Origin of the sequence: Enterovibrio litoreus, from assembly GCF_045679545.1 — a bacterium.
Classification (GTDB): domain Bacteria; phylum Pseudomonadota; class Gammaproteobacteria; order Enterobacterales; family Vibrionaceae; genus Enterovibrio.
On the sequence record NZ_CP166194.1, the window covers coordinates 2,853,272 to 2,878,902 of the forward strand.

A 25,631-nucleotide genomic window follows, 5' to 3' on the forward strand; every position below is an offset into this window, starting at 1 on the left:
TTATGATTTATGGGCGCCATTATGTGATTCTATTATGACAGTTTTGTGACCTTTCGCGATGAATGCGTGTACAGACATCGCGAGATTATGTCGAATTATCCCTACACACCACGGAACATATGCTCTAGAGAAGATTACGCCTTCGAGACGCGATAGTCACATTCTAGCTCGCTAATTCCCAATCCTGTCTTCTTGGATACGCGCAATTGTGTTGGGATCCTTTCTTTCATCGCTTCGATATGACTGATCACGCCGATCATTTTTCCCGATGCATTCAGGTTATCGAGCGCATCCAATGCAATGTCGAGGGTTTCGCTGTCCAAGGTGCCAAAACCTTCATCCAGAAACAGGGAATCAATGCTGGTTTTATGACTTACCAAATCAGATAGCGCTAAAGCCAGTGCCAAGCTCACAAGGAAGCTTTCTCCGCCAGACAGGGTTTTGGTGTCACGCTCAATATCACCTTGCCAAGTGTCGAGCACACTGAGCTCCAATCCTTCACCTTGCTTACGGCTAAGCTGATATCGCCCATGAATACGTTCAAGCTGTCTGTTGGCGAGATACACCAAATTGTCCAACGTAAGCCCTTGGGCAAACTTGCGGAATTTATCGCCTTTTTGTGAGCCGATCAGCGAATGAAGATACTGAATGTCTTCGTAGTCTGCGCGAATACGCTCTATGTCGCGAAATAATGCTTGTTGGTTTTCGCGACGTTGCTTGTCAGAGGCGAGTGCGTGACTTAACTCACCACTTCGGCGCATAAGGGCATCCAGGCTTTCAGATTGATCAGTCAGCGCGGTTTCCACGATTTCAAATGGTGTCAGCCCCCACTCTTGTGCCCGCTCATGGGCGGCAACCTGATTGACATGTTCAAGGGCTTTTTTCAGAAGCACTTTAGCCCCCTCCAAAGCACTTTCCAAAGCACGCTTTTCATTGAGTAGCTGTTGTTTTTCCTCATCCGGCAGCAAAGCAGAATGGAATTCGTTTAGCGATTCAAACGGTGATGCTGTCAGACTGGCTTCCCACCCGGCAACATGGGCTTCCAACTCTGTTGCTAAGGTTTCCAGCGTCTGGGTTTGGGTAGCCACTTCTGCCTGAATGGCGCGCAAGTCCCCGAGGTATTGCTGGGCAAGGGCTTGTGCGGCTTTGTAGCTTTCTTCCTCTTGCGCTGATTTGGCTGTCATGCGGCGTTTTTCGTCATCCACCCGCTTATCACCGAACAGCTGAGCACGTTTGGCTTTCGCCACGTCAAGCTTATCTGACAGCGCATCAATATCGGCTTGCAGCGCGTTTAACTGCTCAGCCAGAGCATTATTCTCTTTCAGGCAATTTGAAAGTTCAGCCTCAAGCAAGACAACCGCTTTTTCCAACGCCTCTTTTTGCTGCTGGTTTGTCTCCCACGCATCGGCGTCTCGCTTTCTCGTCTCCAGCCAGGCTTGGAGCTCGCCATGAGGTGGCGCTTGGTAACCATTGTCAGCAATCTGCTTGCTCAGCACGCTTTCGAGCGTGTCAAGATAGTCGAGCTTCTGGCGTTTTTCATTAGCGAGCTTTTTGGCTTCCTGTTTTTTGCTCTCAATCGTCACAGCGACTATCGACAAGGTTTTTTCGATTGATTCCAAAGTACGCGCCGCCTCATCCCACTGCTGTTTCGCTTGCTGCAGGCTTTTCTCTTGGGCTTTCAGCGCGTTCAGGCGCTGGGTTAATTCATCGCGCTGATGGATTTGCAGCTCATTGAACTCAGTGAAAGCATCGCGCTGTTCGATAGTCAGGGTGACATTCATCGGCAATGCAGCTTGAGTCCATTTCTCACAAAGCACCATCTGTTCACGTTGGCAGCTATCTGATTGCCTTTGGATCTCTTCAACGTAAAGTTTTAAAGATTCGTACTTCTCTCTCGCTGTTTTGCCTTTTTCGTAAATCTCTTTTTTAGCCGCCTGCGCTTCGGTCAATTGACGCATTGAGTCGGACACACTGACCACTTCACCCAATAAGGCTGGATGCTCAGTGGAGCCACAAAGTGGACATGCCTCATTCGGATTCAACGTCGCTCGATAGTGAGCAAGATGCGCTTCCTGATCGAGAAGCTTTTGCAGCACGTCAATCAACTGCTCTTTATCTCTGAATTGCTGAGTTAACGCCGTGACGTCTTGAGCTAAACTTTTGCCTTGCTCTTTTTTCTCTGCCATCACTAAGTGCTTTTCCGCGATCTCTTTATCCAGATTCAGCCACTGTTGCTGCCATTGGCTTAACTGGAAATAAGTAGAAAGCTGCGCACTGAGTTGTTCACGCTGTTTATCCAGTACCTCAACATCCCCATTTTCAGTGACTTTGTTGAATGCGTGTTGCTGTACATCCCAAGCCTGTTTGGCTTGCTCGGTTCTTGCCAGCGCAGCCTGTTTTTCTTTCTCTGAACTTTCTGCTTTGGCAATTTCTGACTGCAGTTGAGCGGTAAGGTCGATGTCGTATAGGCTCAGCGATGCAATCGCATTTTGCTCCTGCGCGATCTGTTGGCCCATCTGCGCCCATTGGCCAAGGTGCTGTTTAAGCTGGCCCGCAAACTGATGGGTATTCAGATAAGTGCTTACCGCTTCCAGTGCCTGCTTTTTCAACTCAACGCTTTTTGAGGTTTTTTGCTGCGCTGAAGTCAATTCCTTCTGTTTGGCTTTCAATCCTGCCTGTTGCTGCAATAACTCCTGCTGGCGTTGAGATTGATGTTGGATTTCACTGTCCAGTGGCATAACTTGCTCGCTGATCAGGGTTTCCAACTCACCTTGTTGGGCTTTCGTCAGTGCCAGTGCATCTGACGCTTTTGACAATGCTTCATCCGCTTGGGCACGCTTTTCAGTGTTGGCTTTCAGCGTTTCCTGCTTGGAGGCCAAGTTTGCTGTTGCGGATTCAACGCTTTTCAGCGACGACTGCCAGCGTTCAAATGGCAAACGCAGTTTCTCCGCTGGCTCACTGTTAATCAATTTGTCTAATCGCGGCTTCGCTGCCTGCCAATTTGCTTCCGCAGATTGCTGCTGGGTTTCAGCTTGTTTTTTTTCCTGATGGCTTTTCTGGTGCTCTTTCCACCAGGACAGATGTGCAGTCAAATCACTTTGCTTTTCCCGCTCAATCTTGAGCAAGACTTCTTTTTCTTTCTGCTCATTTTCAAGCGCCTCCTGCTCCTCACTGCTCAGTAACTGCACTCCTTTTGCTTCGGCTTCTTTTTCGCTGAGTGCCGCCTTTGCCGCGGTATAGCGCTCATGGACTTTCTCTGAAATACGCCCGTAGATTTCGGTCCCTGTAAGCTCTTCTAACAGTTCTGCACGCTCGTTTTCTTTGGCATTGAGGAAAGCAGCAAATTCGCCTTGAGACAGCATCATGGATTTGGTGAATCGTGAAAAATCCAGCCCAGTCACTCGCTCAACCAGTTCGTTTTTTTGCTTTACTTGGGTCGCGAGCACTCTGTCCGTTTTAAGATCCACCAGCTCAACATCGGCTTGTTGCAGATTGCCATCAGCTTTGCCACGCGAACGTCGCATACTCCAAAAGGCACGATACGGATGACCTTTCACTTCAAACACAACCTCAGCGGAGCACTCGGCTGTACCGCGCGTCATGATTTCGTTGTTCGACGTGGTGATCATCCCTAAGCGGGGTGTTTGGTGATAGAGCGCCAGACAAATCGCATCCAGCAAGGTGGTTTTGCCCGCGCCTGTTGCGCCGGTTATCGCAAACAAGCCATTGTCGACAAAAGGAGGTTGAGTGAAGTCAATTTTCCACTCACCTTTTAGTGAGTTCAGATTTTTAAAATGCAGGCTCAAAATCTTCATTCGCTTGCCTCCACATGCTCTATCTCAGCAACAATTTGAGAAAACTGATTTTGGATACGTTTCATGCGAGCTTGTTCTTCTTCGCCTTCAAACACTTCAAGTGCCAATCGTTTTTGAAACACATCACCTGGAGTCAGTTCTGCCAGGGTTTCTTTTGCTTCTTGCGTCAGCGCTTGTGCTTTATGTCCGCGAGCACGTTGCAGTTGCAGCACGTCGACATTTAAGTTTTCAGTCAGTGCTTGAATGTGCTGTTGAAGATCAGAAAGGTAGTCTTGAACCTCAACTTCAATGTGTAGCCAAATAGGTTTTGGATCATCATGATCTTTTAACGCATTAAGCTGTACTTCAATGTCAGCCAATGACCCTTTTAGGACAGCCATAGGCTGAAACCTCGGCACGTCAATCAACTCAATGCTAACTCGTTGACTACCTTCAAACTCCACTAGAACAACTTGCTTCGCAAATTTAAGTTCATCAAAGCTCAAGGGAATAGGCGATCCGCAATAGCGAATGTGCTCTGATTTGGCGACAATTTGGGGCCGATGAATATGACCCAGTGCGATGTAATCTGCTGGCGGAAAACCGTCTGCGGCAAATCCATCAAGCGTACCAATATAAATATCCCGTACTGACTTTGAAGGGCTGACACCGAGTGCGGTTAAATGGCCGGTAGCCAAGATTGGCACATCCCATTGGTTTTCATCTCGTAGGTGAATCGCAGCTTGGTAAAGCGAATGATAATGGGATTTGATGGCATCACCCAATGCTTGGCGTTTATCCGAACCAGACTCTCCTGCCTGACTGGTAACCACATCTCGAGGGCGAACAAATGGCACGGCACACAAAATCGCGCCGACTGTTCCATCGGCTTGCTTGAGTTCAAGTAACTGATCTTGCAAATTGTCGCTGCTGTTCGCCACCACGTATGTATTCAGGCACGCCAATAGAGCCTTCGATTCTTTGAGGGTAGAAACAGAATCATGGTTTCCCCCTAAAACAATCAGCGAACATTGGCGCTGGCTGATCGCCACCACAAATTTGTTATAGAGTTCTCGTGCGTAACTTGGCGGTGCGCCTGTATCGAAAATATCTCCCGCCACAATGACGGCATCAATCTGATGTTGATCGATTTGATCTAGCAGCCAATCCAGAAAAGCCTGATGTTCGTGCTTTCTGCTTTTCGTGAAGAAATTTTGCCCTAGATGCCAATCAGAAGTGTGAAGTATTTTCATCGCCGTTCGTTTACTCGCTGTTTTAGATCTGCGCCAAATTGTACTCCATTTGGAGCGACATTCTGCTATGAATGCAATACCATGTGGCCTTTGTCATTACCGGATGGATAGAGACTCGCCATGATTTGGTTTAAGAATATTTTTGCCTACCGCCTTACTCGAGAGATCGATCTCGACCCTGAGCACATTGAAAAGCAGCTATCTGAGTTTCGTTTCACGCCATGTGGCAGCCAAGATATGCAAAAGTTCGGTTGGACGACGGCGTTAGGTAGACACGGCGATATGCTGACTCACGTCAGCGATGCCAATATTCTGATCTGCGCACGCAAAGAAGAAAAAATGCTGCCTGCGTCAGTGATCAAAGATTCGCTAAATGCTCGCGTTGAGGCAATGGAAACCGAACAAGGCCGTCCGCTGAAAAAGAAAGAAAAAGACAGCATTAAAGATGACATCGTGATGGATTTGCTCCCACGTGCATTTAGCCGCTTAAGCCAAACCTACGCGTTAATTATGCCAAAAACGGGCTTTGTGATTGTCGATGCTAGCAGTGCTAAAAAAGCAGAAGACGTCTTGGCGCTGCTTCGCAAATCGTTGGGTAGTCTTCCTGTTGTTCCTGTGGAAACCAACAAACCAGTAGAACTAGCGATGACTGAGTGGGTTCGCTCTAACGCCGCGCCAAAAGGTTTCACTATCGGTGATGAAGCAGAACTCAAAGCCATTTTAGAGCAAGGCGGCGTGATTCGCTGTAAGCAACAAGATCTGTCGAGTGATGAGATTCTGGCGCATATTGAGGCTGATAAGCTGGTCACTAAACTGGCACTCAACTGGCAAGATCGTATTGATTTAATGCTGTGTGATGACATGTCTATCAAGCGCATTAAGTTCTCGGAAGAACTACGCGATCAAAATGCGGACATTGACCGTGAAGATATGGCTCAACGTTTAGATGCAGATTTGTCGCTGATGTGCGGTGAACTAGGCGCATTCCTGCCAAACCTCTATGAGGAACTTGACGGCGTTGATAAAACCGAATAATTCAGTGAAATAGCACAGTTTGAATAGTAATACGGGGCATCATGATGATGCCCCGTATTTTTTATTTGAATTGCTGCGCTAACATCATTTTGTCAAACGCGGCGACTGATTTCTTAAAGTCAGTCATCTCTGCACGAGGCACGGATGTTGCCATTGGGATCTTGGCTTTCATCGGATCGACAGCTCGGCCACGACTCAGCAATTCATAGTGAATATGCGGCCCGGTTACTCGCCCGCTTCGTCCAGATAAAGCTATTTTCTGACCACGGCTAACACGCTGACCTTTACGCACCAATATCTTACTGTTGTGCAGATAACGTGTACGGAATTGGTTTCCATGATCAATAACCACATACTTTCCCGCATACGGGTGATTACGTACCATCACCACAACACCATCACCTGTAGATACGACTGGCGTTCCAGTAGAAACAGCAAAATCAGTGCCATTGTGCGGAGATACGCGCCCTGTCACTGGGTGCTTTCGCTTAGGATTAAAGTGAGAACTGATACGCTCTTTATACGTTGTAGGATAGCGCTGAAACGCACGCTGAAGGCTTTCGCCTCGCTTATCGTAATAGTTGCCATCGGTGTGAAGATAAGCCGTTATCGGCGCACCTCTGCGCTCGATGCGAATACCTTGTATTTCGCGCTGCCCACTTGGCTGACCATCAACAAACTGCTCAGCTCGAACGACTTCAAACTTGTCACCCGCACGGAGATCACGCGAGAAGTTAATTTTATCTTTGAGCAGACTGGTAATCACTTCCACATCGTTGTAGCTCAGTCCTGCTCGGCGAGCTGAGACTGAGAAACTTCCTTCAATATCACCAACAGCCACCGTCTGAATCCAGTTGCCAGGAACATCAATCTCTTCCAACTCATAAGAGCCATCATCTAAGAGCTTGTATTGAACCTTTTGAGCAATGTTGAATTCAAGCTCTAACTTTTCAAGGTGTTTACCACTGCCATCAACCCAAAAACGCAATATATCATTGGGCTTTAGTGTATCTATACGCAGGTGGTTTAAGTCAGCTTCCATTAGTTTCAACAAATCGCTGTAAGGAATCCCCAGCTTCATGAAAATTTCGCTGAGACTATCACCTGACTGAATGGTGTATTCATAGGCAGGGAGGTCGACAATGACTTCAGAGGGTGTTTCCAACGCGGCAAGCGATGGCATCACAGATTCCGAGATGTTGAGTGGGATGATTCGAATCGGGTCGTTTTTCATGTTAACGGACACCGCCATCGTCACAAGTGACAATCCCATCAAGCCAAGCATCGATTTAGACAGCTTACTAAACGTCTTGGGTTTCTTTTCGTACATCAATCCACTTCTCAAACTTCTGATTTTTGCTCGTTCAATGAGAACTATAGGTGACAGTATAATAAAGCACCGTACAATTCATTTCATCATAATGTCAATTTATGCGCTGCCAATGAGTAAGTTTGCAGACCATAGGAGAGACATTATTTTCTTCGATTGGTTTCCTGAATGAAACTGGCTATGTTAACCAGATCACAGTAAAATCGCCCGCTACCCCACATCAAGTTCGATGTGGCCTGACTTAGACTCAGAAAATAGAAGCCAAGAATATGTTTGTACCAGAACTTTTGTCGCCAGCTGGCAGCCTAAAAAACATGCGTTACGCTTTCGCTTATGGCGCAGATGCGGTCTACGCAGGCCAACCGCGTTATAGCCTTCGTGTGCGTAACAATGAATTCAATCACGAGAACCTTCAAATCGGTATCGATGAAGCTCATGCTTTGGGCAAGAAGTTCTACGTGGTATGTAATATTCAGCCACACAACTCCAAGCTGAAGACCTTCATTCGCGATCTGAAGCCCGTTGTGGACATGGGGCCTGATGCGCTGATCATGTCAGATCCAGGTCTTATCATGATGGTTCGTGAAGCGTTTCCTGAGATGGCTATTCACTTGTCTGTCCAGGCAAATGCCGTTAACTGGGCGACCGTAAAGTTCTGGAAAACCCAAGGCGTTGAGCGCGTCATTTTGTCGCGTGAATTGTCTTTGGAAGAAATCGAAGAAATTCGCCAAGAAGTCCCTGAGATGGAGCTTGAAATATTCGTTCATGGTGCACTTTGCATGGCGTACTCTGGACGATGCCTACTTTCAGGCTATATCAACAAACGTGACCCAAACCAAGGCACGTGCACCAATGCTTGTCGTTGGGAATACAAAGCCGAAAAAGCCACAGAAGATGAAACCGGACAAATCGTTGAAGTGCCAAGCACATCTGGCGTACAAATTCACGAAGTCGAAGAGCGCCCAGACAACACCTTGGGTCTAGGCAAACCCGTTGATGACGTTGTTCTGCTGAGCGAAGCACATCGCCCAGAAGAAAAAATGGCGGCGTTTGAAGATGAGCATGGTACTTACATCATGAACTCAAAAGATCTTCGTGCTATCCAGCACGTAGAGCGTTTGACCAAAATGGGCGTTCACTCGCTGAAAATCGAAGGCCGTACTAAGTCCTTCTACTACTGTGCACGTACTGCACAAGTCTATCGTAAAGCAATTGATGACGCGGTGGCGGGCAAGCCTTTTGATGAGACCTTGATGGGCACGCTAGAAAGCCTAGCGCACCGCGGTTACACAGAAGGGTTCCTTCGTCGTCACAACCACAGTGAATACCAAAATTACGAATACGGTTACTCTGTTTCAGACACCCAGCAATTTGTTGGCGAATTCACCGGCAAGCGCCGTGGTGATTTGGCTGAAGTCGAAGTGAAGAACAAGTTTGTTGTGGGTGACTCATTGGAAGTGATGACGCCAAGCGGCAATGTTATCTTCACGCTAGAAACAATGGAAAACCGTAAGAGTGAAGTGATCGACGATGCGAAAGGTAATGGTCACTTTGTCTTCATCCCTATGCCTGAAGACATGAACCTCGATTTTGGTCTGCTTATGCGCAATTTGGTTGCGGGTACCAATACCCGTAATCCAAACGCCATTGAAGTGGTGAGTGCGTAATCCATGGCGTTATTGATCACCGAGAAGTGCATTAACTGCGATATGTGCGATCCTGAATGCCCGAACGAAGCGATAACGTTTGGCGCTGAGATCTACGAAATTGATCCAGACAAATGCACTGAATGCGTTGGTCATTATGAAAAGCCAACCTGTCAGTCAGTTTGTCCTATCAACAATTGCATCATCATTGATCCTGAGAATCAGGAAACTAATGATGAACTCTTGGAAAAGTTCGTCAAACTGCAAGGCTTAGCCTAATCGAGAAAGCGCCTATGAAAGGCGCTTTTTTATTGCGATAAAACTATCTGACACTCGCTCGGCTTCACCTTAACTTTCTTTTTCTTCGTGACTGTCACTTTATTTTTTTTGCCATCGTCTGGCTTAGGACGCCAACTCATCAACTCTGACCCGCAGCCATCGCCTACTGGTATAGAATTTTGTGGTACGCATCCTAGATTTCCATCAGGACAATGAAGTCTCACATGCATATGATAATGGTGCCCCCACCATGGCCTCAGCTTTCTCAGCCATTCTCTGTCTTCCCACTCCATGCCGCAAAGCGTTTCTTTTATGACAGGATGGACAAAGACCCTTGCAACCTCGGGCTCTGAAGCTGCAACCTGAAAAAGAATCGCATGATCTTCCATCCAATCATCACGACGAATTGAGTAGTTTTTTAGATCAACCACACTAATAGGTGTTGGGCTTTCTAACGTTTGTTGGGTTAAGGATTCCGGCGCAAAACTCAACCAAATATCTGCATCCAAGCCTGTTTGATGACTTGAATGGCCGCTAGAGAAATTGCCACCTCGAGGCATAGAAATGTCAGCAATCATCAAATCGTCTAACCCAAACTTGTGCGTCTTTGAAGCAAGCTTTTTAAGGTAGGTCACCATATCTGGATGTGCGTAGTACCGTTGACGGGATGGGCGGATCACTTGATAACCTTGCCCTTTTAAAGGCAACGCTTCTGCGCCACTCAAGCATCCATTCGCATAGCTTCCTATAGACTGCTCACTGCCTTTTGATGGTTCAGAGACATCTTCCCATGGATTGGCCTGCGCTATAGTCACACAAGCACCAAGCAGGAAGAGACATATGAAAAGGATCATCAATAAGTTCTTCTTCATCTCACCCCTCATTACATTTGCCATCGATCCCATCCAAGCAGGCCGCATCTTTCAAATTGTTCAACCAGATTTGAGAGTTATAGCCTTAGAGGCATTGTTCTAAATAGAGATTGAGTATGAATACTCGAGAGTCACAATAACTAGAAAAAGTATTGTTATGGTTTAGGAGATTATCAAGCGCTGGTTAAGGAGACTTGTGGCTGAAACTTGCGAATATCAGACGATGAGCGCCCCGTCATTTCTGGCGAGGCTTCTTTTAATAAATGGTGGAGTGACCAGACTCAACGCGCACGGCAAGTGGGGCCGACCTCCCGGACGCAACCTAAAGTGCGAAGCACTTTTCTGGGGCGCAGATAGCAAAAAACCTCAGCATTTCTGCTGAGGTTTCTCTAATAAGTGGCGGAGCGGACGGGACTCGAACCCGCGACCCCCGGCGTGACAGGCCGGTATTCTAACCAACTGAACTACCGCTCCACACGGTGATAAACACCTTGGTGTCTATCCGATACACGCCGTTCAACGCGCGTATCTAACTTTTTGCCTTCATCTTTTTCTTAAAAAGATGAAAACGAATTTGAAGCCTGGCGATGTCCTACTCTCACATGGGGAGACCCCACACTACCATCGGCGCTATTACGTTTCACTACTGAGTTCGGCATGGGATCAGGTGGGTCCATAATGCTATGGTCGCCAAGCAAATTCTGTTGTTGTATCCCGCTTGTCAGGCTTCACTCTGGCTGCATTGCCTGCCTCCTTCACTCGGTCATGTACAGTCGTACACTTCCTCGCTCAGCTCGTGGGCGGCTTTGCCAGAATAAACCCTGCCTACGCTATCTCTATGGATAACGGCAAGATACTAAATCTGAAGAAAATCTGACTAGCCTATCTCTCAATACACATTCAATGTTCTTATCTGAGTCCGCTAAAACCCCTTGGGTGTTGTATGGTTAAGCCTCACGGGCAATTAGTATCAGTTAGCTCAACGCCTCGCAGCGCTTACACACCTGACCTATCTACGTCGTAGTCTCCAACAACCCTTTAGGACACTTATAGTGTCAGGGATGACTCATCTCGAGGCTTGCTTCGCGCTTAGATGCTTTCAGCGCTTATCAATTCCGAACTTAGCTACCGGGCAATGCCACTGGCGTGACAACCCGAACACCAGAGGTTCGTCCACTCCGGTCCTCTCGTACTAGGAGCAGCCCCTCTCAATCATCCAACGCCCACGGCAGATAGGGACCGAACTGTCTCACGACGTTCTAAACCCAGCTCGCGTACCACTTTAAATGGCGAACAGCCATACCCTTGGGACCGACTTCAGCCCCAGGATGTGATGAGCCGACATCGAGGTGCCAAACACCGCCGTCGATATGAACTCTTGGGCGGTATCAGCCTGTTATCCCCGGAGTACCTTTTATCCGTTGAGCGATGGCCCTTCCATTCAGAACCACCGGATCACTATGACCTACTTTCGTACCTGCTCGAATTGTCATTCTCGCAGTCAAGCGGGCTTATGCCATTGCACTAACCTCACGATGTCCGACCGTGATTAGCCCACCTTCGTGCTCCTCCGTTACTCTTTGGGAGGAGACCGCCCCAGTCAAACTACCCACCAGGCACTGTCCGCAACCCCGATTAGGGGCCAACGTTAGAACATCAAGCATACAAGGGTGGTATTTCAAGATTGCCTCCACACATACTGGCGTACGTGCTTCTAAGGCTCCCACCTATCCTACACATGTAGGGTCAATGTTCAGTGCCAAGCTGTAGTAAAGGTTCACGGGGTCTTTCCGTCTAGCCGCGGGTACACAGCATCTTCACTGCGATTTCAATTTCACTGAGTCTCGGGTGGAGACAGCGTGGCCATCATTACGCCATTCGTGCAGGTCGGAACTTACCCGACAAGGAATTTCGCTACCTTAGGACCGTTATAGTTACGGCCGCCGTTTACCGGGGCTTCGATCAAGAGCTTCTCCGAAGATAACCCCATCAATTAACCTTCCGGCACCGGGCAGGCGTCACACCGTATACGTCATCTTTCGATTTTGCACAGTGCTATGTTTTTAATAAACAGTTGCAGCCACCTGGTATCTGCGACTGCCTCTAGCTCCATCCGCAAGGGACTTCACCGGAGGCAGCGTACCTTCTCCCGAAGTTACGGTACCATTTTGCCTAGTTCCTTCACCCGAGTTCTCTCAAGCGCCTTGGTATTCTCTACCCGACCACCTGTGTCGGTTTGGGGTACGATTGCTTATAACCTGAAGCTTAGAGGCTTTTCCCGGAAGCATGGCATCAATGACTTCATCACCGTAGTGACTCGACATCGTGTCTCAGTGTTAACAGCGTCCCGGATTTACCTAAGACACCCACCTACGCACTTGAACTTGGACAACCGTCGCCAAGCTCACCTAGCCTTCTCCGTCCCCCCATCGCAGTTATAAGCAGTACGGGAATATTAACCCGTTTCCCATCGACTACGCCTTTCGGCCTCGCCTTAGGGGTCGACTTACCCTGCCCCGATTAACGTTGGACAGGAACCCTTGGTCTTCCGGCGAGGAGGTTTTTCACCCCCTTTATCGTTACTCATGTCAGCATTCGCACTTCTGATACCTCCAGCAAACCTTACAGTTCACCTTCAACGGCTTACAGAACGCTCCCCTACCCAACAACTCCGAAGAGTTGATGCCGCAGCTTCGGTGTATCGCTTAGCCCCGTTACATCTTCCGCGCAGGCCGACTCGACCAGTGAGCTATTACGCTTTCTTTAAATGATGGCTGCTTCTAAGCCAACATCCTGGCTGTCTGAGCCTTCCCACATCGTTTCCCACTTAGCGATAACTTTGGGACCTTAGCTGGCGGTCTGGGTTGTTTCCCTCTCCACGACGGACGTTAGCACCCGCCGTGTGTCTCCCGGATAGTACTTACTGGTATTCGGAGTTTGCAAAGGGTTGGTAAGTCGGGATGACCCCCTAGCCTTAACAGTGCTCTACCCCCAGTAGTATTCGTCCGAGGCGCTACCTAAATAGCTTTCGGGGAGAACCAGCTATCTCCGAGTTTGATTGGCCTTTCACCCCTAGCCACAAGTCATCCGCTAATTTTTCAACATTAGTCGGTTCGGTCCTCCAATTGATGTTACTCAATCTTCAACCTGCCCATGGCTAGATCACTCGGTTTCGGGTCTACTCCTAGCAACTCATTCGCCCAGTTAAGACTCGGTTTCCCTACGGCTCCCCTATTCGGTTAACCTTGCTACTAAAAGTAAGTCGCTGACCCATTATACAAAAGGTACGCAGTCACCCCACGAAGAGGCTCCCACTGCTTGTACGTACACGGTTTCAGGTTCTATTTCACTCCCCTCACAGGGGTTCTTTTCGCCTTTCCCTCACGGTACTGGTTCACTATCGGTCAGTCAGGAGTATTTAGCCTTGGAGGATGGTCCCCCCATGTTCAGACAGGATACCACGTGTCCCGTCCTACTCGTTTTCACGATAAAAGCATTGTCGTGTACGGGGCTATCACCCTGTATCGCTACCCTTTCCAGGGTATTCCACTAACACTTAAACCGCTTAAGGGCTAATCCGGGGTCGCTCGCCGCTACTGCCGGAATCTCAATTGATTTCTTTTCCTTCGGGTACTTAGATGTTTCAGTTCCCCGAGTTCGCCTCATACAGCTATGTATTCACTGCATGATACGTGCTTATGCACGTGGGTTTCCCCATTCGGAAATCGTAGACTCAAGTGGCTGTTACTGCCTTATCTACGCTTATCGCAAGTTACTACGTCCTTCATCGCCTCTGACTGCCAAGGCATCCACCGTGTACGCTTAGTCACTTAACCATACAACCCCAAGAGGTCTTTATGTATGGCAAACAACCAAGGTTGTTCCTAAGAACATGCTCAACTTACGTTGAACGGTTTTTCGCCGGACTCAAATATATTCATCCCTCTCTAAGAGAAGAATGAAACCAAGAACACTTGAATGTGTTTGGTGTTAATTCCGAAGAATTAACGTTTTGAGAACTTTTGTTTCGTTACCTCTCGGGTAGAGAGATAAGAAACAGATTTCAATTTATTCCCTCTTTTTTCAAAGAAGAAGTAAATCTACTAGTCAGCTTTCCAGATTTTTAAAGAGCAAAGTGATGTGTCTCTGAGACAGAGATGTCCACTTTCTAAAGACACTCGTGAGAATGTTTTTAAAGAGTGGTGGAGCTATGCGGGATCGAACCGCAGACCTCCTGCGTGCAAGGCAGGCGCTCTCCCAGCTGAGCTATAACCCCATAGGTATTACTTAGTACCAATTTCATCTAGGAAATGAAATTGGTGGGTCTGAGTGGACTTGAACCACCGACCTCACCCTTATCAGGGGTGCGCTCTAACCACCTGAGCTACAGACCCATCTAAGTAACGTTCTTTGCTTTTTCAACCTATACAATTTGTGTGGACACTTGCATCGATAGTATCGTTAAGGAGGTGATCCAGCCCCAGGTTCCCCTAGGGCTACCTTGTTACGACTTCACCCCAGTCATGAACCACACCGTGGTAAACGCCCTCCCGAAGGTTAAGCTATCTACTTCTGGTGCAGCCCACTCCCATGGTGTGACGGGCGGTGTGTACAAGGCCCGGGAACGTATTCACCGTGGCATTCTGATCCACGATTACTAGCGATTCCGACTTCACGGAGTCGAGTTGCAGACTCCGATCCGGACTACGACGTACTTTCTGGGATTCGCTCCACCTCGCGGCCTCGCTGCCCTCTGTATACGCCATTGTAGCACGTGTGTAGCCCTACTCGTAAGGGCCATGATGACTTGACGTCGTCCCCACCTTCCTCCGGTTTATCACCGGCAGTCTCCCTGGAGTTCCCACCATGACGTGCTGGCAAACAAGGATAAGGGTTGCGCTCGTTGCGGGACTTAACCCAACATTTCACAACACGAGCTGACGACAGCCATGCAGCACCTGTCTCACAGTTCCCGAAGGCACAAGTCCATCTCTGGTCTCTTCTGTGGATGTCAAGAGTAGGTAAGGTTCTTCGCGTTGCATCGAATTAAACCACATGCTCCACCGCTTGTGCGGGCCCCCGTCAATTCATTTGAGTTTTAATCTTGCGACCGTACTCCCCAGGCGGTCTACTTAACGCGTTAGCTCCGAAAGCCACGACTCTAGGTCACAACCTCCAAGTAGACATCGTTTACAGCGTGGACTACCAGGGTATCTAATCCTGTTTGCTCCCCACGCTTTCGCATCTGAGCGTCAGTCTTTGTCCAGGGGGCCGCCTTCGCCACCGGTATTCCTTCAGATCTCTACGCATTTCACCGCTACACCTGAAATTCTACCCCCCTCTACAAGACTCTAGCCTGCCAGTTCAAAATGCGGTTCCCAGGTTGAGCCCGGGGCTTTCACATCTTGCTTAACAAACCGCCTGCATGCGCTTTACGCCCAGTAATTCCGATTAACGCTCGCACCCTCCGTATTACCGCGGCTGCTGGCACGGAGTTAGCCGGTGCTTCTTCTGCAGCTAACGTCAAATTAATACGCTATTAACGTACTAACCTTCCTCACTGCTGAAAGTGCTTTACAACCCGAAGGCCTTCTTCACACACGCGGCATGGCTGCATCAGGCTTGCGCCCATTGTGCAATATTCCCCACTGCTGCCTCCCGTAGGAGTCTGGACCGTGTCTCAGTTCCAGTGTGGCTGATCATCCTCTCAAACCAGCTAGGGATCGTCGCCTTGGTGAGCCATTACCTCACCAACTAGCTAATCCCAACTGGGCCCATCCCGACGCGAGAGGTCCGAAGATCCCCCTCTTTGGTCCGTAGACATCATGCGGTATTAGCAGTCGTTTCCAACTGTTATCCCCCACGTCAGGGCAGGTTCCCAGCCATTACTCACCCGTCCGCCGCTCGTCATCTTCAAAAGCAAGCTTTTGAAATGTTACCGCTCGACTTGCATGTGTTAGGCCTGCCGCCAGCGTTCAATCTGAGCCATGATCAAACTCTTCAATTAGAATTTTGTTGTCACTCGAAAGTGACGCTCAATGAATACTGAATTACTTTTTTGCCCTAAGGCAAATCTGCATTGACTGTGTTTCTTATTGGTTTCCACTTTTGAAAAAGTGAAATCAAAACAGCTCAAGGCTGATTTCCAATTCGATTGGGTCACTCAGTTCATTGATAAATCTTATGTCTATCAAATACGAGTGCCCACACAGATTGTATAGGTCAAATTGTTAAAGAACGTTGACTGTAGAAGCGACTCTGTGGAGGCGTCTTCTCATCGTCAGGGCTGCGAATTCTACGCTGCCAGGCGATGAAGTCAAGAAGAGATTTTGAAATTTTTCAACGTTGCTTTCGCAACCTTCAAAACGTCTTGTTGACTCCCTTCAACCGCGACAAGCACTGGGCTTTTCGGTTGAAGCAGGCGGGCATTCTACTGATTGAGTCGTTAACGTCAAGCGTTTATTTTCAATCAATTTTGAAGCCGTTTCGCCATACTGATTTAGTGAGTGTTTCCTAGTTTGGAAGCCGCTCTCCGTGTCAGTGAGGTCGCATTATAGGGAGGTTTGAGATCTTGGCAAGAGCTTTTTCGAGAAAACGTCAACAAATAGACCTTTTTGGTCTGTAATTCATCAAGGCGGTTATAAAGCATCCTAATCTGTCACTTTTAGAATGAAAAAAACAAGAAAGAGGCTATTTCTAGCCTCTTTCTTTACTCTCTAATCGAACGAGTTATTGAATTGCTTTAATTTGATCATCTGCGACTACCAGTCGAACAGGTTTACCAGGTTTGATATCACCTTTCAGCATGGCTTGCGCCAATGGGTTTTCGATACTCTGTTGGATAGCACGTTTCAAAGGACGCGCACCATATACAGGGTCGAAGCCCGCTTGAGAGATCATCGTCAAAGCATCTTCACTAACTTCAAGCACCAAGTCTCGTTCAGCCATTCGCTTAGCAAGGTGCTCAAGCTGAATGCCAGCAATAGACTTAATATGTTCCTGAGCCAATGGATGGAAGACGACCGCTTCATCAATACGGTTAATAAACTCTGGACGGAAGTGTTTACTCACCACGTCCATGACCATCACTTTGATACCGTCGTAGTCCAGTTCACCAAAGTGCTCTTGGATACGATCAGAGCCCAAGTTAGATGTCATGATCACTACCGTATTGCGAAAATCGACAGTACGACCTTGCCCATCCGTTAATCGACCATCATCCAACACTTGCAGGAGAAGGTTAAACACATCTGGGTGCGCCTTCTCTACTTCATCTAACAAGATGACTGAGTATGGACGTCGACGAACGGCTTCTGTCAAATAACCGCCTTCTTCGTACCCCACGTAACCAGGAGGCGCACCAACCAGCCTTGCGACTGAGTGTTTCTCCATAAACTCCGACATGTCGATACGGACCATGGCGTCACTGCTGTCAAACATAAACTCTGCCAATGATTTACAAAGTTCAGTTTTACCCACCCCTGTTGGCCCTAAGAACAAGAAAGAACCAATAGGACGATTTGGGTCTGCAAGACCGGCTCGACTGCGACGAATCGCATTCGCTACAGAGTTAACTGCCTCTTCCTGTCCAATGACACGAGAATGAAGCTCGTCTTCCATTTGCAGCAGTTTTTCCTTTTCACCCTCAAGCATTTTAGCCACTGGGATACCGGTTTGACGCGACAGCACTTCAGCAATCTCTGCATCTGTGACTCGATTTCTTAGCAACGTCATTTCCTGCATCTCTGCTTGGCTAGCGAGATCCAGTTGCTTCTCTAGTTCAGGGATACGTCCATATTGCAGCTCTGACATTCGATTCAGATCACCCGCTCGACGCGCGATTTCCAAATCAGTACGTGCTTGCTCTAGTGCGCTCTTAATATGCTGAGTGCCGGACAAGGCCGCTTTTTCTGCATTCCAAACCTCTTCGAGCTCGGCGTATTCGCGTTCTTTTTCATCTATTTCTGTCTGCAATGTATCGAGACGTTTCTTACTCGCATCATCACTTTCTTTCGCCAACGCCTGTTGCTCAATTTTAAGCTGAATAAGGCGTCGTTCCAGACGATCCAATTGCTCAGGTTTTGAGTCAATTTGCATACGAATACTCGACGCTGCCTCGTCAATCAGATCGATTGCTTTGTCTGGCAACTGGCGATCTGAAATGTAACGATGAGACAAACTCGCCGCCGCGACGATTGCAGGGTCAGTGATTTCTACCGCATGGTGCAATTCATAGCGCTCTTTTAGGCCACGCAAAATAGCAACGGTATCTTCAACTGTTGGTTCATTCACCAGCACTTTTTGGAAACGGCGCTCAAGAGCGGCATCTTTTTCCACATACTGACGATATTCATCCAACGTCGTAGCACCAACGCAATGCAATTCACCGCGAGCGAGCGCTGGTTTGAGCATATTGCCGGCATCCATAGAGCCTTCTGCTTTACCGGCTCCCACCATGGTGTGGATTTCATCGATAAACAGAATGACATTACCTTCTTCTTTCGCCAGCTCATTCAAAACAGACTTCAAACGCTCTTCGAACTCACCACGGTATTTTGCACCCGCAACCAATGAACCCATATCGAGTGAAAGCACGCGCTTATTACGAAGCCCTTCCGGCACTTCACCATTAACAATACGCTGAGCAAGACCTTCAACAATCGCAGTCTTACCTACACCCGGCTCACCAATGATCACTGGGTTGTTTTTGGTTCTACGTTGCAGCACTTGGATGGTGCGACGAATTTCTTCATCACGCCCAATCACTGGATCCAACTTGCCCTGTTCGGCTTTCTCAGTCAGATCAACCGTGAATTTTTCCAATGCCTGACGCGATTCTTCCGCATTCGGGTCGTCTATTGATTGACCTCCACGCACTTTATCAATCGCCGCTTCCACTTTTTTGGTGGTCAGACCTAGGCTACGAAGTAACTCACCCAAAGGCCCTTTCTCTTCCACGGCAGCGAGGATAAATAGCTCAGAAGAGATAAATTTGTCTTTACGCTTTTGCGATAGCTTATCGCACATATTGAACAGTATGCCCATGCCATGAGATAGCTGGACATCACCGCCTGTACCAGTGACTTTTGGTAACTTATCTAATAGTTCACTCAGGCTAGAGCGTAATTGAGTGACATCAACATTAAGCAATGTCATCAACGGTCTGATGGTGCTGCTGTCCTGATTGAGGAGAGACACCATCAAGTGCACGGGCTCGATATATTGATGATCTCGCCCTAAAGCCAACGACTGAGCATCAGAAATGGCTAGTTGGAATTTGCTGGTAAATCGGTCAAGGCGCATAGCCCCTCCTCTATTTTTCGTCTAGGTTTGCCTAACGAAGGTGGGAGCGATTGTGACCGATTTCAAGTTATTTGGTGAACTTTTTATCGAATGTTTTCTGTAGAGATCCAAATACAGCTTGCCTGACGGCCTGTACGACTCTCTCGACGGTAGGAAAAAAAGCGTGAAGGTTCTGATACGGTGCAGTGCGTTCCACCGTAAACCTCTGTGATGCCAGCCTGAGCGAGACGACGTCGAGCAAGGAGGTAGATGTCCGCTAGCCAGCGATCTTTATGCGGATTGAATGCACTATCAGCACCAGCGTCTTTGGCAAGGAATTGCTCTCTGACCTCACCACCCACTTCGAATGCCTTAGCACCAATGGCAGGACCAAGCCATGCCATGACATCTTGAGGATCAGAGAATTTGGCCAAGGTCTCTTCTAACACACCATTGACCAAACCACGCCAACCAGCATGTGCAGCTGCCACTTCAGTGCCTGCTTTATTGCAGAAGAGCACAGGTAAGCAATCAGCAGTCATCACCACACAAACTTGGCCATATTCAGCAGTAAAAGAAGCATCAGCATCAGGAACCTGAGATGCTTCAGTTAGCGGCAATGTAACGACTTCTGTTCCATGCACCTGATTCAACCAACTCGGGGATGAAGGCATACACATGATTTCCGCCAATCGATGACGATTGACCAACACAGAATCAAGGTTGTCATCAACGTGAACTCCCAAGTTCAGACTGTCAAACGGCGGTTGGCTGATGCCGCCCGCTCGTGTGGTGCTCACCGCATTTACTGACAGTGGTGCAGGCCAGTCTGGCGTTATCCAATCCATGCTTAGTAATCCAAATCCCCAAGCTCTAGTGCGTCAGCGCGAAGCACTTCAGTCAGGTTGACCATGTCATCTGGGATTGGTGCATGCCATTCCATCATTTCCTTTGTTGTCGGATGCTCAATACGCAGCATGGCAGCATGAAGCGCCTGACGGTCAAAAGAACGTAATGTCTGAATCAATTCTGCACCCGCGTTTCGAGGCGGACGTGGACGACCACCATACAAATGATCCCCGATCAGTGGATGGTTCAGATAAGCCATGTGAACACGGATTTGGTGAGTTCGTCCCGTTTCCAAACGCACGCGTAAACGTGTGTGGGCACGGAAGTGCTCAACCACTCGGTAATGCGTGATTGCGGGCTTACCTAATTCTTGAACGGCCATTTGTGTTCGCTTGGTCGAGTGACGACCAATCGGCTTCTCAATGGTGCCGCCACCTGTCATGGTGCCCATTGCAATCGCCTCATACTCACGCGTGAATTTTTTGCGCTTTTGCAATGCACGAACCAATCGCGTCTGGGTTGGAACATTCTTCGCAACCACCATCAGACCCGTAGTGTCTTTATCTAGACGGTGCACAATACCTGCACGCGGAACCTCAGCTATCTGCGGGTATAGATGCAACAAGCCATTTAGGACTGTACCATCAGGACAACCGGCACCTGGATGCACAACTAAACCACGAGGTTTGTTGATCACCACAATGTCATCATCTTCATAAACGATGTTGAGTGGAATATCCTGAGCTTCCCAGCGCAGTTCATCTTCAATATCTGCTTGAACGACAATGGTTTCTCCACCCATCATTTTCAAGCGAGGTTTATTGGAGATTTCACCATCGACAGTCACTTTGTCTGCAAGAATCCATTCTTTGATGCGCGATCGGGAATAATCAGGAAATAACTCAGCCACCGCCTGATCAAGGCGTTGTCCTAGTTGATTCTCATTTACTGTACTGTTTAACTCTAACTGCTGTGCCATAACGAACTTTTTGATTCTCAATGAGACTAATACCGTATTACGCGATTTTCAGCCCTCGGGCTCGGTCACGTTTACTTATTGGTATTATATCTGGCCGATGGGTAGAATAACCTCTATCGGGCCATTGTAGCTTTTTGCGGCTGACTCCGTAATGGCAAAGGCAGAAAATATTCTCTCAAGGAAGCACCTGAAGTAATGAAACGCCTTACTCTATCCTCACTACTTGCCATTTCCGTGCTGGCTGGATGTTCAAGCACTGAAGACATCGTTCCTGATATTCCGCCATCTGAGCTATATCAGGAAGCTCAGATTTCACTCAACCAAGGCAGTTGGAACACCGCAATCCAAAAGCTGGAGGCGCTCGATTCTCGTTATCCTTTTGGCGCTTATTCAGAACAAGTGCAGCTTGACTTGATTTACGCATACTACAAAAACGATGATTTGGCCCTAGGCGAAGCAACGATTGATCGCTTTATGCGGATGAACCCTGGTCACCAAGAAATGGACTGGGTGCTATACATGCGAGGTTTAACCAGCATGGCACAAGACAGAAGCTTCATTCATGATGTAATGAGCATGGACAGAAGCGATCGCGATCCTGAGCCTGTACGTCGCGCTTTTGTGGATTTCCGTCGCTTATTGGATCGCTATCCGGACAGTGAATACGCTGCTGACGCGCAAAAACGCCTAGTCGCATTGAAAAATCGTTTAGCCGACTACGAGCTGGCTACTGCTGATTTCTATGTAAGACGTGAGGCATGGATTGCCGTGATTAACCGTTGTCAGCAGATCCAGCGAGACTTTCCTGACACTGATGCAGCGAAAAGATCATTGCCATTGATGTTACAAGCTTACGAAGAACTCGATCTTGAAGAGCCAGCCAAGCGTACTCGAGAACTGATTCAGCTAAATGGTGCCGGCGCTTAACGCGATGCATGAACGAAAAAAGCAGCCAAATGGCTGCTTTTTTTTATGATTCGATACCAGTACTAAATTGTGAAGCTTTCCATTTGACCCTCGGCCACTTCAAATGCGTGTGGTGATTTATCAATCACAAGGTTCTTTAGCACGAATAACCCCCCTAACATTAAGTGTTCGTTAGCGAGCTTATTCACTCATCTTGCAACACATTCAATCCTCACATCAAGTACTTTCTGGTAGTTTTGAATCAGAGTTAAAAACAGGATCACAATTAATTCTACCAACAAAAAATCAAACCAAAATAGTGACTCGAGTCACATTATTTATCTTACAGAAACGTAATCTGAAAGTGAGCCCATCAAAGGGCAAGCAAAAGAGGAAAGACCTATGAGAGTAGAAATTACTGGTAAAAACATCGACGTTACTGCTGCTATCCGCGCTCGAATTACAGCTCGTTTTGAAAAGCTGGAAAAATGGCAAGTCGCTCTCATTAACCCTCATGCAGTCATCAGTGAAGAACCCGGGCATAAATTTAAAGTAGAGGCTGGTGTTTCCGTTCCCGGCGCTAAACTGGTCGCATCCGCAGAACACGATGACATGTATGCAGCAATAAACGAAGTGGGTCAAAAATTAGAGAAGCAACTCAACAAACAAGCTCACAAAGGTGAAGCTCGCCGTGCCAGTCATACCGTCGATGTGCCGGAAGATGAAGAATCTGAAGTTGTATAAAGCTATTGAGGATTAAAAAGAATCAGCCCCGCTAATGCGGGGCTGATTCGTCTTGACATGACACCGCCAGCCCAATAAGGTTGATCAATATACAGCCAACTCAAATCACTATCGATGACACTGACAACTACATTCTTCTTTCGCTTTTTTATCCACACCTTTTGAGGTGAGGCTTAGGGCGAGCATCGATAACGACAGAATCCCGAAGCCTCCCTCTATCAGGGAGGCTTTTTTATGTCAGTCAGGGTCAGACAAAGAAACAACAGGGAAAGGGAATGAGTAAACCAACTATGTCACTGGATGAAATCCGAGAAAATGTCAGCCGAATCGACAAGCAACTGCTTTCGCTTTTGGCTGACCGCCGTAAACTCAGTTTGGAAGTGGCGAAAAGCAAAATTCAAACCCAGAAACCTGTTCGCGATGTAGAGCGAGAACAAGCGTTACTTGAGAAATTAGTTGATGATGGGCGTACTCATGATCTTGACCCACAGTATGTCACCAAGGTGTTTCACAGCATCATTGAAGACTCTGTGCTCTATCAACAAGCGTATTTGCAGCGCTTGGCAAACCCTGAAAATGAACAGCCTCTCGTCAGAGTTTCATTTCTCGGTGGAAAGGGCTCTTACTCAAACCTTGCAGCACGAAACTTCTTTGCTCGCAAACACACCAAGCTTGCTGAAATACAATGCCCTAGCTTTAAAGAAGTCATTGAAGTGGTGGAAAATGGCAACGCAGATTATGGCGTATTGCCTATCGAAAATACGAGTTCAGGCTCGATTAACGATGTTTACGACCAACTACAGCACACGCGATTGTCCATCGTAGGTGAAATTACGCAGCCTATTGAACACTGCCTTCTGACTTCGGTCGATACAGACGTTGAAAAGATTAACGTTCTCTATTCTCATCCGCAGCCGCATCAGCAATGCAGCGAATTTCTACGTTCGCTAGGTAACATCAAGCAAGAATATTGCTCCAGCACCGCCGAAGCGATGCAAGTTGTCGCTGAACTCAATAGCCCGAGTGTTGCGGCAATTGGCAATGCGAGCAGTGGTGAGCTTTACGGCCTTAAACCGCTCAAGTTTGGTATTGCCAACCAGCAAGAAAACCACACTCGCTTTATCGTCGTCGCTCGTAAACCTATCGACGTTACCGCCCTGATCCCGGCAAAAACCACCTTTATTATGTCAACCGCACAAAAAGCAGGTTCATTGGTGGAATGTCTGCTGGTGCTTCGTAACCACGGTATCAATATGACCAAGTTAGAGTCACGCCCTGTACTGGGCAATCCATGGGAAGAGATGTTCTACGTGGATGTGGAGGGCAATATGCGCACAGACATCATGAAAGATGCATTGGAAGAGCTAACCAAGCTGACTCGCTATATCAAAGTATTGGGCTCATACCCCATTGAGAATGTGGCCCCAACTGAAATTGATGTTTAACGGCCACACAATGTAATCATCACTTCCAAGCTAAAAAATAGAAAAGGAGCAATCGCTCCTTTTTTACTTGGTTGATGCACTTCAGACAACTAGCCCCGATGGGCAGTATCATTGGCTTGTCTGAGCAAATTCTGGCTCTCTTTCAAGAAGCGCGGCGCAAAATCACCAAACCAGCCATCAACTTGCTTAAAGGCTGAAATAAAGCCTTCTTTATCCTGCTTATCAAGTAATTCAATCGCTTCACCAAAACGAGCATGAAAACGCTTAATCATGTCAATGTTCTGCGTCGATGACATGATGATGTCAGCATAAAGCTGTGCATCTTGCGCAAATAATCGCCCAACCATTGCCAATTCCAAACGATAAATCGGTGAGCTGAGCGCAGTCAGTTGCGACAAGTTCGGGTTTTCTTCAGCCAAATGGAGGCCGTAGACAAACGAGGTAAAGTGGCGCAATGCTTGGATAAGCGTCATCCCTTGATCGTGCTCAATCGCACTAATGCGATGCAAGCTCGCGCCCCAGATACGGAACTGCTCAAGAAGCCACTGATACGCTTCTGGGTTGCGACCGTCACAATACACAATGACCTGCTTGGCAAGACTCGCAATATCAGGGCCAAACATAGGGTGCAGGCCAACGACAGGACCTTTGTGAGACTCCAGCATCGCCTGCAATGGCTCGCTTTTGATAGAGGTAAGATCAGCAAGAATACAGTCGTCAGGCAATTTACTCAGCTGGCGAATCACCGCATCGGTTCGGTGAATAGGAACCGTCACTACCACCATACCCGCATCCGCTAATATCACATCCGCGTTGTCCCAGTCTTGGCTGCCCAATACTTTGACTTCGTAGCCCGAAAGACGAAACAGTTTGCCGAACAACTTGCCGAGTTGTCCATTACCACCGACGATAACAACCGAGCGAAGCTCAGGGTTCAGACACTTAAAGCCCGAATCATTCTCGCTCGCATACGATTCACGCATGGTACGACGAAGAATGTCTTCAATCAGATCAGGGGGGATTCCTTTTGATTCAGCTTCCTTACGACGTGAAGCGAGCATCGCCGCCTCACGATCGGGTGCATAAATCGGTAAGCCATGTCGGCTTTTCACTTCGCCAACATCAGAAACCAGCGCGAGACGTCGCGCGAGCAACTCCACCATTTGTTTATCTACTTCATCAATCTGGTCCCGCAGCAGGGACAACTCTGCAACCAT

14 protein-coding genes, 3 tRNA genes and 3 rRNA genes are annotated in these 25,631 nt (G+C 47.9%); 6 read left to right on the forward strand and 14 right to left on the reverse strand.

What is annotated here, in order from left to right; genetic code table 11:
- Positions 1-134: 134 nt before the first annotated feature.
- Together AB8599_RS12605 and sbcD are read right to left on the reverse strand one after the other, a co-directional pair.
- Positions 135-3,815 (reverse strand): AAA family ATPase, encoded by a 3,681-nt coding sequence (locus AB8599_RS12605; RefSeq protein WP_407331260.1) that lies wholly within the window; start codon positions 3,813-3,815, stop codon positions 135-137.
- A complete protein-coding gene (sbcD, locus tag AB8599_RS12610; protein ID WP_407331261.1) occupies positions 3,812-5,047 on the reverse strand; it encodes an exonuclease subunit SbcD in 1,236 nt (411 codons plus the stop codon). The genes AB8599_RS12605 and sbcD overlap by 4 nt, the downstream gene beginning before the upstream one ends.
- A 123-nt stretch (positions 5,048-5,170) precedes the next feature.
- On the opposite strand from sbcD, the gene rdgC reads away from it, so the two are divergent.
- Complete coding sequence (gene rdgC / locus AB8599_RS12615) at positions 5,171-6,082, forward strand: recombination-associated protein RdgC (protein ID WP_407333219.1); 912 nt, start codon at positions 5,171-5,173, stop codon at positions 6,080-6,082.
- 61 nt (positions 6,083-6,143) lie between these two features.
- On the opposite strand, the gene AB8599_RS12620 is transcribed toward rdgC, so the two are convergent.
- On the reverse strand, positions 6,144-7,412 hold the full coding sequence (locus AB8599_RS12620; RefSeq protein ID WP_407331262.1) for a peptidoglycan DD-metalloendopeptidase family protein: 1,269 nt from the start codon (positions 7,410-7,412) through the stop codon (positions 6,144-6,146).
- A gap of 269 nt (positions 7,413-7,681) precedes the next feature.
- Here AB8599_RS12620 and yegQ point away from each other — a divergent pair, with 269 nt between their 5' ends.
- Complete coding sequence (gene yegQ, locus AB8599_RS12625; RefSeq protein ID WP_407331263.1) at positions 7,682-9,079, forward strand: tRNA 5-hydroxyuridine modification protein YegQ; 1,398 nt, start codon at positions 7,682-7,684, stop codon at positions 9,077-9,079.
- A gap of 3 nt (positions 9,080-9,082) precedes the next feature.
- Complete coding sequence (locus AB8599_RS12630; protein ID WP_407331264.1) at positions 9,083-9,337, forward strand: YfhL family 4Fe-4S dicluster ferredoxin; 255 nt, start codon at positions 9,083-9,085, stop codon at positions 9,335-9,337.
- A gap of 29 nt (positions 9,338-9,366) precedes the next feature.
- On the opposite strand, the gene mepA is transcribed toward AB8599_RS12630, so the two are convergent.
- The 10 genes from mepA to rluD all read right to left on the reverse strand — a co-directional run bounded on the left by mepA (position 9,367) and on the right by rluD (position 21,319).
- A complete protein-coding gene (gene mepA / locus AB8599_RS12635) occupies positions 9,367-10,209 on the reverse strand; it encodes a penicillin-insensitive murein endopeptidase (RefSeq protein ID WP_407331265.1) in 843 nt (280 codons plus the stop codon).
- A gap of 397 nt (positions 10,210-10,606) precedes the next feature.
- Positions 10,607-10,683 (reverse strand) — tRNA-Asp (locus AB8599_RS12640).
- A gap of 105 nt (positions 10,684-10,788) precedes the next feature.
- Positions 10,789-10,904: ribosomal RNA gene (gene rrf, locus AB8599_RS12645) — 5S ribosomal RNA — on the reverse strand.
- 248 nt (positions 10,905-11,152) lie between these two features.
- A 23S ribosomal RNA gene (locus tag AB8599_RS12650) occupies positions 11,153-14,045 on the reverse strand.
- A gap of 364 nt (positions 14,046-14,409) precedes the next feature.
- Positions 14,410-14,485, reverse strand: a tRNA-Ala gene (locus tag AB8599_RS12655).
- Between the two features lie 41 nt (positions 14,486-14,526).
- Positions 14,527-14,603, reverse strand: a tRNA-Ile gene (locus AB8599_RS12660).
- Positions 14,604-14,671: 68 nt separating this feature from the next.
- Positions 14,672-16,216, reverse strand: a 16S ribosomal RNA gene (locus AB8599_RS12665).
- The 16S, 23S and 5S rRNA genes sit together here with 3 tRNA genes alongside, the layout of an rRNA operon.
- Before the next feature lie 722 nt (positions 16,217-16,938).
- The gene (clpB, locus tag AB8599_RS12670; RefSeq protein WP_407331266.1) at positions 16,939-19,512 is read right to left on the reverse strand and encodes an ATP-dependent chaperone ClpB; all 2,574 of its coding nucleotides are present in this window, start codon (positions 19,510-19,512) and stop codon (positions 16,939-16,941) included.
- Between the two features lie 83 nt (positions 19,513-19,595).
- A complete protein-coding gene (gene pgeF / locus AB8599_RS12675; protein ID WP_407331267.1) occupies positions 19,596-20,339 on the reverse strand; it encodes a peptidoglycan editing factor PgeF in 744 nt (247 codons plus the stop codon).
- A 2-nt stretch (positions 20,340-20,341) separates the two neighbouring features.
- Entirely contained in the window at positions 20,342-21,319 is a 978-nt protein-coding gene (rluD, locus tag AB8599_RS12680) for a 23S rRNA pseudouridine(1911/1915/1917) synthase RluD (protein WP_407331268.1), read from the reverse strand.
- Positions 21,320-21,514: 195 nt separating this feature from the next.
- On the opposite strand from rluD, the gene bamD reads away from it, so the two are divergent.
- The 3 genes from bamD to pheA all read left to right on the forward strand — a co-directional run bounded on the left by bamD (position 21,515) and on the right by pheA (position 24,414).
- On the forward strand, positions 21,515-22,246 hold the full coding sequence (gene bamD / locus AB8599_RS12685) for an outer membrane protein assembly factor BamD (protein ID WP_407331269.1): 732 nt from the start codon (positions 21,515-21,517) through the stop codon (positions 22,244-22,246).
- A gap of 381 nt (positions 22,247-22,627) precedes the next feature.
- Positions 22,628-22,969 (forward strand): ribosome hibernation-promoting factor, HPF/YfiA family, encoded by a 342-nt coding sequence (hpf, locus tag AB8599_RS12690; RefSeq protein WP_407331270.1) that lies wholly within the window; start codon positions 22,628-22,630, stop codon positions 22,967-22,969.
- 275 nt (positions 22,970-23,244) lie between these two features.
- The gene (gene pheA / locus AB8599_RS12695; RefSeq protein WP_407331271.1) at positions 23,245-24,414 is read left to right on the forward strand and encodes a prephenate dehydratase; all 1,170 of its coding nucleotides are present in this window, start codon (positions 23,245-23,247) and stop codon (positions 24,412-24,414) included.
- 89 nt (positions 24,415-24,503) lie between these two features.
- Here pheA and tyrA read toward each other — a convergent pair whose 3' ends face one another.
- Entirely contained in the window at positions 24,504-25,631 is a 1,128-nt protein-coding gene (gene tyrA, locus AB8599_RS12700; protein ID WP_407331272.1) for a bifunctional chorismate mutase/prephenate dehydrogenase, read from the reverse strand.

What these genes read in the sequence shown, in the direction of transcription:
- pgeF (WP_407331267.1), bottom strand. Translation starts at nt 20,339, where the DNA reads ATGGATTGGATAACGCCAGACTGGCCTGCACCACTGTCAGTAAATGCG.
- clpB (WP_407331266.1), bottom strand. Translation starts at nt 19,512, where the DNA reads ATGCGCCTTGACCGATTTACCAGCAAATTCCAACTAGCCATTTCTGAT.
- AB8599_RS12620 (WP_407331262.1), bottom strand. Translation starts at nt 7,412, where the DNA reads ATGTACGAAAAGAAACCCAAGACGTTTAGTAAGCTGTCTAAATCGATG.
- tyrA (WP_407331272.1), bottom strand. Translation starts at nt 25,631, where the DNA reads ATGGTTGCAGAGTTGTCCCTGCTGCGGGACCAGATTGATGAAGTAGAT.
- bamD (WP_407331269.1), top strand. Translation starts at nt 21,515, where the DNA reads ATGAAACGCCTTACTCTATCCTCACTACTTGCCATTTCCGTGCTGGCT.
- AB8599_RS12630 (WP_407331264.1), top strand. Translation starts at nt 9,083, where the DNA reads ATGGCGTTATTGATCACCGAGAAGTGCATTAACTGCGATATGTGCGAT.
- mepA (WP_407331265.1), bottom strand. Translation starts at nt 10,209, where the DNA reads ATGAAGAAGAACTTATTGATGATCCTTTTCATATGTCTCTTCCTGCTT.
- sbcD (WP_407331261.1), bottom strand. Translation starts at nt 5,047, where the DNA reads ATGAAAATACTTCACACTTCTGATTGGCATCTAGGGCAAAATTTCTTC.
- AB8599_RS12605 (WP_407331260.1), bottom strand. Translation starts at nt 3,815, where the DNA reads ATGAAGATTTTGAGCCTGCATTTTAAAAATCTGAACTCACTAAAAGGT.
- hpf (WP_407331270.1), top strand. Translation starts at nt 22,628, where the DNA reads ATGAGAGTAGAAATTACTGGTAAAAACATCGACGTTACTGCTGCTATC.
- yegQ (WP_407331263.1), top strand. Translation starts at nt 7,682, where the DNA reads ATGTTTGTACCAGAACTTTTGTCGCCAGCTGGCAGCCTAAAAAACATG.
- rluD (WP_407331268.1), bottom strand. Translation starts at nt 21,319, where the DNA reads ATGGCACAGCAGTTAGAGTTAAACAGTACAGTAAATGAGAATCAACTA.
- pheA (WP_407331271.1), top strand. Translation starts at nt 23,245, where the DNA reads ATGAGTAAACCAACTATGTCACTGGATGAAATCCGAGAAAATGTCAGC.